The organism is Goodfellowiella coeruleoviolacea (genome assembly GCF_024171785.1).
Lineage (GTDB): Bacteria > Actinomycetota > Actinomycetes > Mycobacteriales > Pseudonocardiaceae > Goodfellowiella > Goodfellowiella coeruleoviolacea.
Window position 1 is genome coordinate 476,203 of record NZ_JAMTCK010000001.1, and the last position, 14,375, is coordinate 490,577.

Consider the following 14,375-nt stretch of genomic DNA (forward strand, 5'->3'; position numbering starts at 1 on the left):
GTGGCGCCGCTGACGCTCGCCGAGTTCGAAGCCGTGGCACGCGAGCGCCTCGACCCGGTCCACTACGACTTCTTCGCCGGCGGCGCCGGGGACGAGACGACGTTGCGGGCCAACCGCGCCGGCTTCGCCAGGCTGGCGCTGCTGCCCAGGGTGTTGCGCGGCAACGGCACCCGCACCACCGCCACCACCCTGTTCGGCCGCGACACCGAGCTGCCGGTGGTCATCTCGCCCACCGCGTTCCACCGACTGGCCCATCCGGACGGAGAACTGGCCACCGCGCGGGCGGCGGCCGGTGCCGGGGTGGTGCTGGTCGTGAGCATGGCCGCCACCACCCCGGTCGAGCAGATCGCGGCGGCGGCACGGGCGGCGGCCCCCGAGCGCGCGCCCACCCTGTGGTTCCAGCTCTACGTCCAGCCGGATCTGGAGTTCACCGAACACCTGGTGCGCCGTGCCGAGTCGGCCGGCTGCACCGCCCTGGTGGTCACGGTCGACTCCCCGGTGTTCGGGCGGCGGGAACGCGACCACCGCAACGGTTTCCACGACCTGCCCGCCGGGCTGTGCTGTGAGAACCTGCGCGAGCCCGGCGGCGCGGTGCGGCGGATCGAGATGTCCGCGGAGCTGTCCTGGGCGCACATCGACTGGCTGCGCCAGCGCACCGCCCTGCCGATCGTGCTCAAGGGCGTGCTGCACCCGGAGGACGCGCTGCTGGCCGTCGAGCACGGCGTGGACGGGCTGCTGGTGTCCAACCACGGCGGCCGGCAACTCGACACGGCGCCGGCCACCGTCGAGCTGCTGCCCGAGATCGCCGCCGCCGTGGCCGGCCGGCTCCCGCTGCTGGTGGATGGCGGGGTGCGGCGCGGCACGGACGTGGTCAAGGCGCTCGCCCTGGGGGCGAGCGCGGTGGGCGTCGGCCGCCCGGTGCTGTGGGGCCTGGCCGCGGCCGGGGAGCGGGGCGTGCGCGAGGTGCTTGCCCTGCTGCGCGAGGAGGTCGACCACACCCTGGCCCTGTGCGGTGCGGCGTCGCCTCGGGAGCTGGGCCCGGATCTGGTCCGCCGCCAGGAAGGGGTGTGCTGATGCTCGTCGTCGTGGCCACCGCCGTGGTGGTCGTGCTGGTGGTGGCCAGCCTGCCGCGCTGGCTGCCCACCGCCGTGATCGCCCTGCGGGAACGCATCTTCGCCTCGATCAACGGCGACGAGGGCATTCCCGTGCCCGGCCCGCTGGTGGACGTCTCCCGGTTCCGGGAGGTCTACGCCCACCCGGCGGCCAACGGGCGCAGCCGGGGCGCCGCCCTGTCCGACCTGTTCTGGTACTGGCTCGCCCCCGGACCGCACGTCCACCAGGAACACCTCGAACCGGGGCCGCGCTACGACGAGGTGGCCCGCACCACCCGCCAGGTGCTGGCCGTGCCCAAGCGGGAGGCCGAGGACCTGGCCCGGCGCTGCGCCGCGCGGGTGCTCGACGAGCTGCCCACCGGTCGACGCGTCCTGGTGCGGCTGCGGGACGTGATGATGCCGGTCTGGGCGGAGGTCTACTACGAGCTGGTCTTCCGCGAGCCCTGCCCGCCCCGGGCCCGTGACCTCATCGTGGCCAACGCCAACGACGTGGTCACCGCGTTGAAGTGCTGCGGGCTGCGGCACATGGACCGGCGCGCGCGGCTGACCCGCTACCTGGTGGACCGCATCAGCGCGGGCGAGGTGCCGGTGCGCCTGCCGGAGTGGCTGTCCACCGAGGAGAAGGCGTACTACCTGCAGGGCACCTTCTTCAACACCGCGGTGGTGCAGATGTCCGAGGCCATGACCCACCTGCTGCTGGCCATCGCCGAACACCCCGAGGTGCAGGCCAGGCTCGTCGAGCACCCCGAGGACTCCGCCTACCTCGACCACGTGCTGGACGAGGCACTGCGCGCCTACCCGCTGTTCGGCATCGCGCACCGGATCACCTCGGCCGACATCGTCGTCGACGAGCACACCACCGTCCCGAGTGGATCGGTGCTCTGCTTCAACTACGCCGACTACCACAACAGCGGGTTCCCCGACCCCGCCAGGTTCGACCCCAGCCGGTGGGAGGGGCTGTCGGCGCGCGAGGCCACCCACATCCCGTTCGGGGTGACGCAGAACCGCCCGTGTCCGGCCAAGGGCATCGCCCCGCTGACCATGCGCGCGGTCACCAGGGAGGTGCTGCGCCGGTTCGCGCTGGCGTCCTCGGTCAGCCACACCCGGTCGGTGCCCAACCGCGGCCCGTGCCTGTTGCTGCCGCGCGCCGCCGGCCCGGCGGCCCGGCCAACCGCGCTGCTGGCGCTGCTGCGCGTCCGCGACCGGTGGGAGGACGTGTGGCGCAGCCTGGTCCAGCTGGTGCTGGGCAGCTACATGGTGTGGGACGCCCGGCGGCAGCGCCTGTGCCAGCGCTACTTCGAAACCCACCGGCCGTTCGGCCCCGCCCCGAGCGGACCGGCCGACGGCTGCCCGGTCCGGCACTGAACGCTGTCCCTCCCGGAGGCGAACACCTGTGGACATCACCGCACTCGCACCGACCTTCTTCCTCGCCGTGGTGGTCATCCTGCTGGCCTGCCGGGTGGTGGTCCTCGTCGTGGCCCGGCTCGGCCAGCCCCCGGTGGTCGGCGAGATGATCGCCGGCGTGCTGCTCGGCCCCTCGCTGGTCGGGCTGATCAGCCCGGGACTGCAGGAGACCCTGTTCCCCCAGCAGCTCAAACCCGTTCTCTACGTGGTGGGCCAGATCGGCCTGGTGGCCTTCATGTTCCAGGCCGGCCACGAGTTCAAGTCCCACCGGACGGGCCGGATCGCCGGCACCGCCGGCGCCGTCTCCCTGGCCGGCATGGTGGTGCCGCTGCTGCTGGGCGTCGGGATCACCCTGCTGGCCCAGGGCAGGGTGAACATCTTCGTCGACGGTGTGCCCACCGGGGTGGCCGCCGCGTTCGTCGGCGTGGCGCTGGCGATCACCGCGTTCCCCATGCTCGCCAGGATCATCACCGAGCGGGGGCTGGCCGGCACCCGGTTCGGCTCGCTGGCGCTGGCCTGCGGCGCGGTCGACGACGCGGTCGCCTGGATCCTGCTGGCGTTCGTGCTGACCGCCGCCACCGGCCACAGTGGACCGGCGCTGATCACGCTCGGCGGCAGCGTGCTGTTCGGGATCGCCGTCGCCACCGTCGGCCGGCGGGTGCTGGCCTGGGTGCTGGGCCAGCCCCGGCTGTCCGCCCAGACCAGGCTGCTGCTGACGGTGGCGGTGCTGTTCGCCGCAGCCTGGTACACCGACGAGATCGGCCTGTACGCGGTGTTCGGCGCGTTCTGCGTCGGCATCGCGCTGCCCAGCGGCCCGGTCGCCGACCGCGTGGTGAACACGATCGCACCGGTCACCAACACCGTGTTCGTGCCGCTGTTCTTCGCCTACTCCGGGCTGAACACCAAGTTCGGCCTGCTCACCGAGCCCAGCCTGCTGGTCTTCTCCGCCGTGTGCGTGGTGGTCGCCGTGGTGGGCAAGTTCGGGGCCTGCTGGGCGGTGGCCCGGCTGCGCGGTGAGCCGCCCGAGGTGGCGGCGCGGGTCGGTGCGCTGATGAACGCGCGCGGCCTGATGCAGTTGGTCGCGCTGAACATCGGGTTGCAGGCGGGCATCGTCAACCAGGAGCTGTTCACCGTGCTGGTGCTGGTCGCCCTGGTGACCACCGTCATGGCCACCCCGAGCCTGTCCTGGCTGGACCGCCGCGACCGGCGGCGCGCCGCGCGCACGCCCAGCCCGTCCGCCACCCCCGACGTCGCCCCGGCCGGGTAGCCGGCGCACGCACCGGTTGTTCGTCCGGGGGCACGGCGCTGTGCCGGCGAAGAGCGCAGCCCACGCCCCCGGACGCGCGAGCACCGCTACTGCCGGGGGTGGCGGCGCTGACCAGAACCGGACGCCGGCGTTGTCCCACCAGGACACCCCGCCCTAGCGTGCGCACTCACCCGCCCGACCAACGGAGGACCGCCCCCTCTCCCCCACCGCCCCCTCTCCCCCACCGCCCGCCCGCAGTTCGACGACGGCACCGTCACCGGTTGAGCCCGGCCAAGGGAGACCCGGATGCCCGCCAGGAGAACCCTCGCCGCGATCCGGCCCGCCGCGCTGGCCGTGGCCGCGATCCTCACCGCTGCCGGCGCCGCGGCGGCCGCGCCGCCAGCCACCACCCAATCCACTGTGGACGGTGATGGCCCCGGCGAGCTGCGGCGACCGTTCGCCATGCCCGGGTTCAAGGAACAGGACTTCAACGGGGCGCTGTTCGTCGGCGAGGGGGAGGCCAGGTTCGCGCTGCGCGTTGACCTGCTGACCAAGGCCGGCACGGTCATCCGCGAGAACATGGTGCCCAACATCCACCGGATCGGGCCGACCTCGCCGGACGGCTCCTACTACGAGATCGAGGTCAGCACCGACGACCGGAGCATCACCCCGGAACGGTTGGGCGCACTGCGCGAGGTGCTCGCCAACCCGGCCGACTGGACCCCGGAGCAGGTGGCCGCGGCCCGCGCGCGGCTGCCCGTGCTGCAGGGCCAGTACGACCAGCTCCAGCGGGACGAGCGGGTGGTCCGGATCAGGTACGCGCGCTCCGGCAGCGGCGCGCTGGTCGGGTCGGTGACCGCGCTGCACGACGACACCACGGTGTTCCTCGAAGCCGCCTCCCCCCTGGGGCGAGCCGGGCAGCTTCCAGGTGGACGACGGCGGCGTGCGCGCGTCCTCCCCCGGCGTGGTCGACCCGGCGCGCACCGGGCACTTCCGCCTCACCCCCACGGTCGCCGCCGGCTCGGCCGGCGCCTACGCGAGCGCGCCGGACCTGGTCAACGCGATGACCGGGAAACCGGCCGCACCCGGCACGGCCGCCGCGGCCCTGCGCTACGACCTGCGCAGAAACCAGACGGTCACGTTCACCGCGCAGGTGGCGGACCGCCCGGTGCCCAGCGCGCCGCGCCCGGCCGCGGGCATCCTCCGCGACCTGGACACCGCCAAGGCCCGGCTGGCCGCCAGCCAGTTGCGCGGCACCGGCCCGGCGGGCCGGGCCATCACCGCCATGCGGGACGCGATCGCGTTGAACACCAACTACGACGAGGTCCACCGCCGCAGCTTCGTCATGTGGGGCCTCGGCGGTGGCGGTGACTGGATCTTCACCGGCTGGGACTCCGGCTGGGACGCCATCACGGCCGCCGCCGTGGACCCGGCACTGGCCCTGGACCACGAGCGGGACCTGTTCGACAGCGGCGGCCCGCGCTACGACCAGGCCAACGCCGGCGCCATGCACGCCTACGCGGTGTGGCGGCTGTACCGGGACTTCGGCGACCGCGCCCTGGTGGAGCAGGCCTATCCCGTGCTCGTCGCGTTCTTCGACAAGCTCGTCGAGTGGGACGTCAACCGGGACGGCCTGCTGGAGTCGCCCTACGGCGGTGACCGCGTCGGCGGCCGGGGCAACCACCTCGGCCTGGACGACAGCCCGCAGTACGCCAACTACCAGCGCGTCGCCAAGACCGGCGGCAGCGGCGACCCGCGCGACAACACCAACCTGACCGACGTGGCGCTCAACTCCTGCTACGCGCTGTTCGCCGAGGCACTGGGCGGGATGGCCGAGGTGCTCGGCGAACCGGCCGACCAGCAGCGGTTCGCCCGGGTGCGCGACACCGTCCGGGACGGGGTGAACACCCTGCTGTGGAACGAGGAGCGCGGCCTCTACCTCAACCGCTACCCGGACGGCACGTGGAACCCACCGTCTACGACGGACTGAAGCGGTACGGGTTCGACGCCGAGGCCGCCGAGGTGGCGGCCAGGAGCACCGGGATGTGGCTGGACACCTGGGACCGGGAGAGCTGGTTCCCCGAGTACTTCGACCCGGAGCCGGACCAGTCGATCAACGCCTCGGCCACGGACACCGCCTGGCGGACCTACAGCTGGTCCAACCTGATGCCGCTGATGCGCACGCACGAACTGATCGCCGACGAGCCGTGGAGCGCGTCCAGCGGCATCCGGTTCGGCACGCTCGGCCTGCCGGGCACCAACACCGTGCACGACGTGTGGCTGCGCGGCCACCGCTACGGGGTGTCCGCCGGGCCCCGCCTGACCCGGCTGGTCCAGGACGGGCGGGTCGTGTTCGAGGCCCGCGGTGCCCGCGTGGTGGTGCGCGACTTCGTGCTCACCGACACCGGCGCGTCGTTCCGGGTCACCGCGCAGGGCCCGGTGCGGGTGTCGGTGTGGCCGCGCACGCACGGCGGCCCGCGGCAGGTCGAGACCGCGGCCGGCAGCACCACCGTCCACCTCTGAGGCGGCACACCACCACACCGATGCGCCGCGGGGCGGTGCTCGGCCAGGATGGCGGGGTGCGTGAGACTCCGCTGCCCGGTGGGTTCGTCACCGAGGTGGTCCGCGTCGGGGACACGGTGCGGCGCGTGCCCTCGGCCCGCGCCGACTTCGTGCACGAGCTGTTGCGGCTGCTGGAACAGCGCGGCTGGCCGGGCGCGCCCCGACTGCTGGGCGTGGACGAGCGGGGGCGCGAGGTCCTCACCTTCCTGGCCGGCTGGGTGCCGTGGCGGGCCGCGCACCGCGCGCGGATCCGGTCCGCCGGCGCGCTGGTCCGGGTCGCCGAACTGCTGCGCGAGTTCCACGACCTGACCGAGGGCACCGCACTGGCCGGAGACCGGGAAGTGGTGTGCCACAACGACCTGTCCCCGAAGAACACCGTGTACCGGGAGCTGCCGCAGGGGCCGCTGCCGGTCGCCTTCATCGACTGGGACCTCGCCGCTCCCGGTGAGCGCGTCCAGGACGTCGCCCACCTGTGCTGGCAGTACCTGGATCTGGGGCCGTCGTGGGTGGACGCCGGGCAGGCCGGCCGGCGGCTCCGCCTGCTGTGCGACGCCTACCGGTTGGACGAGCGCGCGGACGTGGTGGACACCGTCCTGTGGTGGCAGGACCGCTGCTGGCGCGGTATCGAGTCGGCCGCCGACGCCGGCGAGACGGCGATGATCCGGTTGCGCGACAGCGGAACCTGTGCCCGGATCCGCGGCGCCTACCACTGGGTGCGCCAGCACCGGTCAACGCTGCGCGCCCACCTCGGCTGAGCCGGCACACCGCGCTGCCGACCCAACCGGGCCGCCCGGACCGGCGTCCTGCCAGGCCGGGTGGTTGATCCGCGCGGTGCACCGCTGTTACGCCGGCCAGCGCATTTCCGTCCGTTTCGGAATGGCGATCCCGACAATCCGGCCGGGGTGTTCTGGTGTCGGTTGTACAGTGCGCGCCATGCGCTTTCTCGCCTGGTTCGGCGGTCTGCCCGGAATTGTCACCCTGCTCACCGCGACAACCGCTGCGCAGATGGGTCTCATCGCTTTCGGGAACATCACCGATTTCGGCACCAACCAGGCGTTCGTCCAGCACGTGTTCGCCATGGACACGACATTCCAGTCGCCGAACACGATGTGGCGGGCCATCACCAGTCCGGGCGTGGCCACGGCCGCCTACGTGCTGATCATCGCGTGGGAGGCGGTCACCGCGGTCGTGCTGGCCGCCGGGTTCGTGGTGTGGTTGCGCAGCGTGGCCGACCAGCGGCGGGTTGTGCTGGCGCGGCAGCTGTCCAGCGCCGGGTGGCTGATGATGGTGCTGCTGTTCGCCGGTGGCTTCATCACCGTGGGCGGCGAGTGGTTCCAGATGTGGCAGTCCGAGCAGTGGAACGGGTTGCAGCCGGCGCTGCAGAACTTCCTGATCGCCTCGGTCGGCCTGCTGCTCACCCACCTGCCGGCGCGCGCCGACCGCGGCGTGGCCGCCGCCGCCGAGGACCGCTGACCGCCCGCCTCACCCCAGCAGCGCGGCGATCACGACCAGCACCGGGATCGCGAGCACGGTGGACAGCAGGATCGACTCGCGCGCCAGCCGCGTGGCGGTCTGGTAGCGCGAGGCGTAGGTGAACAGGTTCTGCGCCGAGGGCAGCGCCGAGGTCACCACGACCGCGAACAGCGCCCTGCCGTCCAGGTGGAACAGTCCGGCACCGAGGGTCCAGGCCACCACGGGCTGCACCGCGGACTTCAGCGCCACCGACAGCAGCACCGGTCCCCGGTCGGCACCCCGCGCCGGCAGGGTGCTGCCGCGCAACGAGATGCCGAACGCGAGCAGCACCGCGGGCACCGACATCCCGCCCACCAGGGTGACCGGCTCCAGGATCGCCGACGGAACCGTCCAGCCGCTGGCCGCCACCGCGACACCGCTCAGCGAGCCGATGACCACCGGGTTGCGGAACGGCGTGACCACCCGGCGCAGCACCGACTGCGGTGCCCGCGACTGGGCGAGGTCCAGCACGGTCAGCGAGATCGGCGTGAGCACCAGCTGTTGGAACAGCAGCACCGGGGCGATCAGCGACGCGTCGCCGAGCACGTAGGCGGCGATGGGGATGCCGAGGTTGCCCGCGTTGACGTAGCTGGCGCACAGCGCGCCGATGGTGGTCCGCCCCACCGTCCACCGCCGGATCACGCCCACCGCGATGAACACCCCGGCCACGGTGAACGTGCTCAACGCGGTGACGAGCAGCTGCGGCGAGACGATGACGGACAGATCGGCCCGGGACAGGGTCTCGAACAGCAGCGCCGGCGTCGCCACGTAGAAGGCGAGCTTGGTCAGCACCTCCCGCCCGTTGTCGCCGAGTGAGCCTCGCCACCCCAACACGTAGCCCACCGCGACGATGCTGGCGATCACGGCGAAGCCGGTGATCACGCCACCCACGGCGCCTCCATCCACAGTGGACGGTTATGCCCGGCGGGTCGTCGGTGCGGTGCGGTGGCCACCTCGTGGCCGGGCAGCGGGGCGGGGTGGGCGCTGGTCATCCTCGGTGGTTCTCTTCCGGGTACGGGTGATCGGCCGGCGTCACGTCGTCGCGACGCGGTCACCGGCTGTCGTGCACACAGCCGGGCACGCTACCCCGTGGCCCCGCCGATCCCCGCGCGACTGAAACCGAGATCTCATGTGGACGGCCGACCCGGACGCCGCCGCAGGGCGCCGGCCGGCAGGACCACGCGGCCCTCACCCGATCGGCCGAGCAAACACCCCCGGGGCGGGTAATGGCGTGCCCGTAGAATCGCCGGATGAGTTTGCCCGAAACCGGCCCGGACGTGAGCACGCACACCAGCGTTGTCACCAGTGCCGACGGCAGCGCGGAAACCACGGTCCCGGACACGTCGGTGGTGCGGTCGGCCAGCACACCGGCGGAGGTGCTGCGCCGCGTTTTCGGTTATGACTCGTTCCGCGGGAATCAGCAGGACATCGTCGAACACGTCACCGCGGGCAATGACGCGCTGGTGCTGATGCCGACCGGCGCCGGGAAATCGCTCTGCTACCAGATTCCCGCACTGGTGCGAAAGGGTGTCGGCATTGTTGTTTCGCCGCTGATCGCGTTGATGCAGGACCAGGTCGACGCGTTGACCGCGCTCGGCGTGCGCGCCGGATTCCTCAACTCGACGCAGGACCCGGACGAGCGCCGCCTGGTCGAGTACGCGTTTCTCAACAACGAGCTGGACCTGCTCTACCTGGCGCCCGAGCGGCTGCGCCTCGACTCGACGCTGCGCCTGTTCGACCAGGGCGAGGTGGCGTTGTTCGCGATCGACGAGGCGCACTGCGTCGCCCAGTGGGGGCACGACTTCCGCCCCGACTACCTGGCCCTGTCCACCCTGCACGAGCGCTGGCCCAGGGTGCCGCGCATCGCGCTGACCGCGACGGCCAACCCGGCCACGCACGCGGAGATCGCGGCCCGGCTCAACCTGGAGAACGCCCGCCACTTCGTGGCGAGCTTCGACCGGCCGAACATCCAGTACCGGATCGTGCCGAAGAACGACCCCAAGCGGCAGCTGCTGGACTTCCTGCGCACCGAGCACCCCGGCGACGCCGGCATCGTCTACTGCCTGTCCCGCGCGTCGGTGGAGAAGACCGCGGAGTTCCTCAGGGACAACGGGATCGAGGCGCTGCCGTACCACGCCGGGCTGGACGCGCGCACCCGCGCCGCCAACCAGGCGCGGTTCCTGCGCGAGGACGGCCTGGTCATGGTCGCCACCATCGCGTTCGGCATGGGCATCGACAAGCCCGACGTGCGCTTCGTGGCCCACCTCGACCTGCCCAAGTCGGTCGAGGGCTACTACCAGGAGACCGGTCGGGCCGGCCGGGACGGCCTGCCGTCCACCGCCTGGCTGGCCTACGGCCTGCAGGACGTGGTGCAGCAGCGCAAGATGATCGACACCTCCGAGGGCGACGACGCGCACCGCCGGCGCCTGGCCGCGCACCTGGACACCATGCTGGCGCTGTGCGAGACCGTGGAGTGCCGGCGCCAGCGGCTGCTCGCCTACTTCGGCGAGGAGCACCCCGGCAGGTGCGGCAACTGCGACACCTGCCTGTCCCCGCCGGAGTCGTGGGACGGCACCATCGCCGCGCAGAAGCTGCTGTCCACGGTGTACCGGCTGCAGCGGGAGCGGCGCCAGAAGTTCGGCGCCGGCCAACTGATCGACATCCTGCTCGGCCGCAAGACCGCCAAGGTCATCCAGCACGACCACGACTCGCTGACCGTGTTCGGCATCGGCACGGAACTGCGGGAGAGCGAGTGGCGCGGGGTGGTGCGGCAGCTGCTGGCGCAGGGCCTGCTCGCGGTGGAGGGCGACTACGGCACGCTGGTGCTCACCGAGGCGAGCGGTGAGGTGCTGGGCAGGCAGCGCCAGGTCCTGCTGCGCCGCGAGCCCGAGCGGAGCGCGCCGGCCGGCGGCGGCAAGCCGAAGCGCGCCGCGGCGACCGCGCCGGTCGAGCTGTCCGACCAGGCCGCGCCCGCGTTCGAGCAGCTGCGCGCGTGGCGGGCGGCCACCGCGCGGGAGCAGGGCGTGCCCGCGTACGTGATCTTCCACGACGCGACCCTGCGGCAGATCGCGGTCGAGTCGCCCACCACCCTGGACGAGCTGAGCCAGGTCAGCGGGGTCGGCGAAAACAAGCTGGCCAAGTACGGACAGCAGATCCTGGACACCCTCCGGTCCTGACCCCCCGGCCACCCAGGTGGGCATCGCCGTGCCTGGCCCGGCCACTGCCCCGCGGTCTGGCCTGCTCCGCGGTCCGGGTGGCCTGGCCGGGTGCCTGGCTGGTCACCGCGCTCACCACTGGGCGCAGGCCAGCTCCAGTGCCTGCGCGGCGGACAGCGCCCGACCCCGGTCGACGGCCGCCGCCCAGGCCGGGGAGCCGATCAGGTCCCGCCCCCTGGCGGCGGTGCTGGCCACGTCGGCGCCGCTGGCGGGGGCACCGCGCAGCCGCGCCGCCGCGCCGACCAACAGCGCGGCGCGCTCGCCGTCGCCCTCGGCCACGGCCGCGCCGGCCATGCCCTCCACCGCCGCCGCCACCGCCGGCAGGTTGCGGTGGTGCAGCGCGGCGGCCAGCGCCTGCCCGTGCCAGCGGCGGGCCGCCGTGCCGTCGCGGTCCACCTCGGCGAGGCGGCCGAGTGCGGTGCACACCCGCGAGCGGGCGGCCAGTGCGGTGACCGACTCGCCGGCGCACTCGGCCAGCGCCATCCGGTGCAGCCGGTCGGCCTCGGTGTGGTCGCCGCGCAGTCGGGCGATCTCGCCGAGGCCCCGGTGCGCGTCGGCCGCCATGTGCGTGGCGCCGGCCCGGCGGGCGAGTTCGGCGGCGCGCTCGTAGTCGGCGCGCGCGGCGCCCACCTCGCCGCCGTCCAGCAGGCCGTCGGCGCGCCGGCACAGCAGTTCCGCGGTGTCCTCGGTGACCCCGATCAGCTCGATCAGCTCGATGGCCTCGGCCACCAGTGCGAAGAACCGGTCGCGGTCACCGCGCCAGCGGGTGATGCCGGCCAGCTGGTCCAGTGCGTTGGCGATGCCCCAGCGGTCGCCGACCGAGCGGAAGCTGTCCAGTGCCGCCACCAGTTCCCGCTCGGCGTCGGCGAGCCGCCCGTCGAGCAGCAGCTGCAGGCCGGTGCCCATCCGCACGAACGCGTGCGCCCAGGCGTCGGCGTCGAACATCGCCGGCCAGTCGACCTGGTCGGTGTCCACGGTCTCGCCGGCGACGACCCACAGCAGCAGCGTGTGCGGGTGGCGGAACCGCCAGGCCCGGGCGGCCAGCAGCGCCCTGGCCGTGGCCAGGTGGCCGGCCAGGCCCGGTCGGGGTGTCCCGCCCAGGGCGGTCAGCGCGCACAGCACGTACTCCTCGGCCAGCTCCGCCGGCGGGTCATCGCCGAGTGCGGCGAGCAGTTCGGTGGCCAGTGGCGCGGCGTGGCCCCGCTGGCCGCGCAGCCACCAGTACCAGGTCAGCGCCGCCACCAGGCGCAGGGCCAGCGGTGGATCGGCGCGCACCGCCCAGCGCAGGGCGGCGTGCAGGTCGGCCCGCTCCGCGTCCAGGCGCGCCAGCCAGTCCAGTTGGGCGGCGGAGCGCAGCAGCGGATCCGCGGTCCGGGCCAGGTCGAGGACGTGCGCGGCGTGCGCGCGGCGCAGCCGGTCCTCCTCACCTGCGGCGGCCAGCCGCTCGGCGCAGAACGCGCGGACGGTCTCCAGCATCCGGTACCGCCCGCCCACGGCCTCCACCAGGGACTTCTCCACCAGTCCGGCCAGCGGACCGTCGAGGTCGCCGCCGTGCTCCGGTGCGACGTTCCCGCAGACCCGCTCGACCGCGGTCGTGCTGGCGCCGCCGGCGAACACCGCCAGCCGCCTGGCCAGCACCTGCTCGCTCGGGTCGAGCAGGTCCCAGCTCCACTCCACCACCGCGCGCAGCGTCCGGTGCCTGGCCGCCCCGGTCCGGTCGCCCCGGGAGAGCAGCCGGAACCGGTCGTCCAGGCGGGCGGCGATCTCGGCGAGGTCCAGGCTGCGCAGTCGGGCCGCGGCCAGCTCGATGGCCAGTGGCAGCCCGTCCAGCGCGGCGCAGACGCGGGACACCACGGCGGCGTTGCCGGGGTGCACGGTGAAGTCCGGGCACACGGCCGCGGCGCGGTCGGCGAACAGCCGGACCGCCGGCGCCGCCGCCACCAGGGCGGCCTCGGCGCCGGGCGCGGGCAGCGGCAGCGGCGGCACCGGGCACAGCGACTCGCCGGTGATCCCCAGCGCTTCCCGGCTGGTGGCCAGCACGCGCAGCTCGGGGCAGGCGGTGAGCAGTCGCCGGGTCAGCCGGGCCACGTGCGCGACCACGTGTTCGCAGTTGTCCAGCACCAGCAGCAGCCGCCGGTGGGCGAGCCCGGCCACCAGCCGGGTGACCGGGTCGTCGGGCTGGCCGGGGTCGCCGGCGCCGAGCAGGCCGGCTGAGCGCAGGCCGAGCGCGCCGAGCAGCGTCTGCGCCACCTCGGCGGCGTCGGTGACCGGAGCGAGTTCCACGAAGCAGACCTCACCGTCTGGCCACTCGCCGGCCGCCTGCTCGCCGGCGCGCACCGCCAGTCGGGTCTTGCCGGCCCCGCCCGGGCCGGTGAGGGTGACCAGCCGGGAGCGCCGCAGCAACGCACCGACCCTGGCCAGGTCCGCGGTGCGGCCGACGAAGCTGGTGAACTCCGCGGGCAGGCCCCGGACCGCGCCGGTGGGCGGTGGCGGCGGCGCTGGTGGGCTCGGCGGGGTGGCCGGCTCGGCGCGCAGCAGGGCCAGGTGCACCCCGGCCAGGTCGGCGGACGGGTCCACGCCGAACTCCTCGGCCAGCGCCTGGCGGGCGTCCTCGAACACGGCGAACGCCTCGGCCCGCCGGCCGGCCGCGGCCAGCGCGCGCATCAGCTGCCCGCGCAGCCGTTCCCGCAGCGGGTGCTCGGCCACCAGCTGGTGCAGCTCGGGCAGGACCGCCAGGTGCTCCCCCACGGCGAGTTCGGCCTCGACGCGGTCCTCGGCCGCGGCCAACCAGGCCTGCTCCAGCCGGGTGATCTGGGCCGGGGCGAACGGCGCGGCCGCCACGTCGGCCAGGGCCGGGCCGCGCCACAGGCGCAGGGCCTGGCGCAGCAGTGCCCCGGCCTGGTGGGGATCGCCGCCGGCCAGCGCGCGGCGGCCCTGCTCGGCCAGCCGGGCGAACCGGTGCGCGTCCACGGCGTCCGGGTCCACCGCCAACCGGTAGCCGGCCGGGTGGAACTCCAGCACGCCGGCGGTCCCGGCGCCGCCGCGCAGTCCCCGGCGCAGTCGGGACACCTGCGACTGCAGCGCGTGTGCCGCGCCGGCCGGTGGTCGCTCGCCGTAGAGGCCGTCGACGAGCGCGTCCACGGCGACCACCCGGCCCGCGTTCAGCGCCAACAGGGCCACCAGCGCGCGGAGTCGCGGTCCGCCCACGGCGACGGGGTCACCGTCGGCCCGGCGCACCTCGACCGCCCCCAGGATGCCGAAGAACACGCCGCAGATTCTCACCCATCGTCCTGGCCCGTCCCGACCCGGAATAACCCTGGTCAG

11 protein-coding genes are annotated in these 14,375 nt (G+C 74.0%); 8 read left to right on the plus strand and 3 right to left on the minus strand.

Annotated elements, in window-relative coordinates:
- The 3 genes from LX83_RS01895 to LX83_RS01905 are packed head-to-tail and all read left to right on the plus strand — an operon-like array spanning position 1 to position 3,783.
- Complete coding sequence (locus LX83_RS01895) at positions 1-1,074, plus strand: alpha-hydroxy acid oxidase (RefSeq protein WP_253766252.1); 1,074 nt, start codon at positions 1-3, stop codon at positions 1,072-1,074.
- The gene (locus LX83_RS01900; RefSeq protein ID WP_253766254.1) at positions 1,074-2,477 is read left to right on the plus strand and encodes a cytochrome P450; all 1,404 of its coding nucleotides are present in this window, start codon (positions 1,074-1,076) and stop codon (positions 2,475-2,477) included. The genes LX83_RS01895 and LX83_RS01900 overlap by 1 nt, the downstream gene beginning before the upstream one ends.
- Positions 2,478-2,505: 28 nt before the next feature.
- Positions 2,506-3,783 carry a cation:proton antiporter gene (locus LX83_RS01905; protein WP_253766256.1) on the plus strand — a complete coding sequence of 426 codons (1,278 nt, stop codon included), beginning with the start codon at positions 2,506-2,508 and terminating at the stop codon, positions 3,781-3,783.
- Positions 3,784-4,391: 608 nt separating this feature from the next.
- On the opposite strand, the gene LX83_RS01910 is transcribed toward LX83_RS01905, so the two are convergent.
- Positions 4,392-4,637: a hypothetical protein gene (locus LX83_RS01910; RefSeq protein ID WP_253766258.1), complete on the minus strand. Its 246-nt coding sequence runs from the start codon at positions 4,635-4,637 to the stop codon at positions 4,392-4,394.
- Positions 4,638-4,690: 53 nt separating this feature from the next.
- Between LX83_RS01910 and LX83_RS38275 the strand changes: the two genes are divergently transcribed.
- From LX83_RS38275 to LX83_RS01930, 4 genes are all read left to right on the plus strand, one after another.
- Positions 4,691-5,752 carry an MGH1-like glycoside hydrolase domain-containing protein gene (locus LX83_RS38275; protein WP_253766260.1) on the plus strand — a complete coding sequence of 354 codons (1,062 nt, stop codon included), beginning with the start codon at positions 4,691-4,693 and terminating at the stop codon, positions 5,750-5,752.
- Positions 5,725-6,285 (plus strand): hypothetical protein, encoded by a 561-nt coding sequence (locus LX83_RS01920; RefSeq protein WP_253766262.1) that lies wholly within the window; start codon positions 5,725-5,727, stop codon positions 6,283-6,285. Before LX83_RS38275 ends, LX83_RS01920 begins: the two co-directional genes overlap by 28 nt.
- A gap of 56 nt (positions 6,286-6,341) precedes the next feature.
- Entirely contained in the window at positions 6,342-7,079 is a 738-nt protein-coding gene (locus LX83_RS01925) for a phosphotransferase (protein WP_253766263.1), read from the plus strand.
- Between the two features lie 178 nt (positions 7,080-7,257).
- Positions 7,258-7,797, plus strand: a complete 540-nt coding sequence (locus LX83_RS01930; RefSeq protein ID WP_253766265.1) for a DUF2165 domain-containing protein — start codon at positions 7,258-7,260, stop codon at positions 7,795-7,797.
- Positions 7,798-7,806: 9 nt separating this feature from the next.
- On the opposite strand, the gene LX83_RS38280 is transcribed toward LX83_RS01930, so the two are convergent.
- Positions 7,807-8,727 (minus strand): AEC family transporter, encoded by a 921-nt coding sequence (locus LX83_RS38280; RefSeq protein WP_253766267.1) that lies wholly within the window; start codon positions 8,725-8,727, stop codon positions 7,807-7,809.
- Between the two features lie 359 nt (positions 8,728-9,086).
- Between LX83_RS38280 and recQ the strand changes: the two genes are divergently transcribed.
- The gene (recQ, locus tag LX83_RS01940) at positions 9,087-11,012 is read left to right on the plus strand and encodes a DNA helicase RecQ (RefSeq protein WP_253766269.1); all 1,926 of its coding nucleotides are present in this window, start codon (positions 9,087-9,089) and stop codon (positions 11,010-11,012) included.
- 111 nt (positions 11,013-11,123) lie between these two features.
- Here recQ and LX83_RS01945 read toward each other — a convergent pair whose 3' ends face one another.
- The gene (locus LX83_RS01945) at positions 11,124-14,333 is read right to left on the minus strand and encodes a BTAD domain-containing putative transcriptional regulator (protein WP_253766271.1); all 3,210 of its coding nucleotides are present in this window, start codon (positions 14,331-14,333) and stop codon (positions 11,124-11,126) included.
- Between the last annotated feature and the right edge of the window lie 42 nt (positions 14,334-14,375).

Bases quoted from the DNA above. Each gene is read 5' to 3' on its own strand.
- LX83_RS01900 (WP_253766254.1), top strand. From the start codon at position 1,074: ATGCTCGTCGTCGTGGCCACCGCCGTGGTGGTCGTGCTGGTGGTGGCC.
- LX83_RS01930 (WP_253766265.1), top strand. From the start codon at position 7,258: ATGCGCTTTCTCGCCTGGTTCGGCGGTCTGCCCGGAATTGTCACCCTG.
- recQ (WP_253766269.1), top strand. From the start codon at position 9,087: ATGAGTTTGCCCGAAACCGGCCCGGACGTGAGCACGCACACCAGCGTT.